At 70.9% G+C, this 1,579-nt stretch carries 2 protein-coding genes; both read left to right on the forward strand.

Going from position 1 to position 1,579, the window contains the following annotated elements; all coding sequences use genetic code 11:
* The first annotated feature begins 148 nt into the window (after positions 1-148).
* Positions 149-1,045: a 3-hydroxyisobutyrate dehydrogenase gene (mmsB, locus tag COGEMETH_RS24880; RefSeq protein WP_238185343.1), complete on the forward strand. Its 897-nt coding sequence runs from the start codon at positions 149-151 to the stop codon at positions 1,043-1,045.
* 2 nt (positions 1,046-1,047) lie between these two features.
* Positions 1,048-1,579: enoyl-CoA hydratase-related protein (locus COGEMETH_RS24885; RefSeq protein WP_238185344.1), on the forward strand; the 532-nt coding region annotated here is incomplete at its 3' end.

A 1,579-nucleotide genomic window follows, 5' to 3' on the forward strand; every position in this document is an offset into this window, starting at 1 on the left:
TCGCGTGAGCGAGGGTCGGAAGAGGGGAGCGCCCTTTCCGGACATGGCGCTCCCCTCTCCCGACCCGCTTCGCGGGCCACCCTCCCCCGCAAAGGGGGAGGGAGCCGCGCGAGCCGGAACCCGCAGGCTGAACACGGGAGGATCGTGCATGGGTAAGACAATCGCCTTCATCGGGCTCGGCAACATGGGCGGTCCCATGGCCGCCAACCTCGTGCGTGCCGGCTTCTCGGTGCGGGGCTTCGACCTGAGCCCCGCCTCCCTCGAGACCGCGAAGGCGGACGGGGTCGCGGTGGCCGGCTCCGTGCTTGAGGCGGCCGAAGGCGCCGAGGCCGTGGTGACGATGCTGCCGGCCGGCCGCCACGTGGTCGAGGTCTGGTCGCAACTGACGGCCGCGGTGCCGGCCGGTACCCTGCTCATCGATTCCTCCACGGTCGACGTGGAGAGCGCCCGACAGGCCCATGCGCTGGCCGAGGCGCAAGGCTGCCTCTCGATCGACGCCCCTGTCTCCGGCGGCACCGGCGGGGCCAAGGCCGGCACGCTGACCTTCATGGCCGGCGGCAGCGAGGCCGCCTTCGCCGAGGCCGACCCGATCCTCGCGAAGATGGGCAAGAGCCGCTTCCATTGCGGGGCGGCGGGTGCCGGGCAGGCCGCCAAGATCTGCAACAACATGATCCTCGGCATCTCGATGATCGGGGTCTGCGAAGCCTTCGCGCTGGGTGAAAAACTCGGGTTGTCGCAGCAGGCCCTGTTCGACGTGGCCTCCGTCTCCTCGGGCCAGTGCTGGTCGCTGACCACCTACTGCCCGGTGCCGGGCCCGGTGCCGGGCTCGCCGGCCAACACCGGCTACAGGCCGGGCTTCGCCGCCGGGCTGATGCTCAAGGACCTGCGGCTTGCCCAGGAAGCCGCCGCAACGGCGGGCGCGGCCACGCCCCTGGGCGCGGAGGCCGAGCGCCTCTACGCCCGGTTCGACGGCCAGGGCCGCGGGGGCGAGGACTTTTCCGCGATCATCCATATGCTGCGCGACCGCACCTTCGAGGACGCCTGAGCATGGCCGATTACGAGACGATCCTGACCGAGACGCACGGGCGCGTCCTGCTGGTCACCCTCAACCGCCCGAAGGCGCTGAACGCCATCAACGGGCAACTCACAAGCGAGGTGATCCGGGCCGCGACCGAGGCCGACGCCGATCCGGGAATCGGCTGCATCGTGATCACCGGCTCGGCCAAGGCGTTTGCCGCCGGCGCCGACATCAAGGAGATGCAGGCGGCCACCTATGCCGAGATGTATGCCGGCGACCGCTTTTCGGATTGGGAGCGCTTCACCGCCGTGCGCACGCCGATCGTGGCCGCGGTGGCGGGCTATGCGCTGGGCGGCGGCTGCGAACTCGCCATGATGTGCGACTTCATCCTGGCCGCCGATACGGCGCAGTTCGGCCAGCCCGAGATCAAGCTCGGGGTGATGCCGGGGATCGGCGGCAGCCAGCGGCTCACCCGCTTCGTCGGCAAGTCCAAGGCGATGGAGATGTGCCTCACCGGCCGCACCATGGACGCGGCCGAGGCCGGCGCGCTCGGCCTCGGCC

The organism is Methylobacterium trifolii, from assembly GCF_022179685.1.
Classification (GTDB): Bacteria; Pseudomonadota; Alphaproteobacteria; order Rhizobiales; family Beijerinckiaceae; genus Methylobacterium; species Methylobacterium trifolii.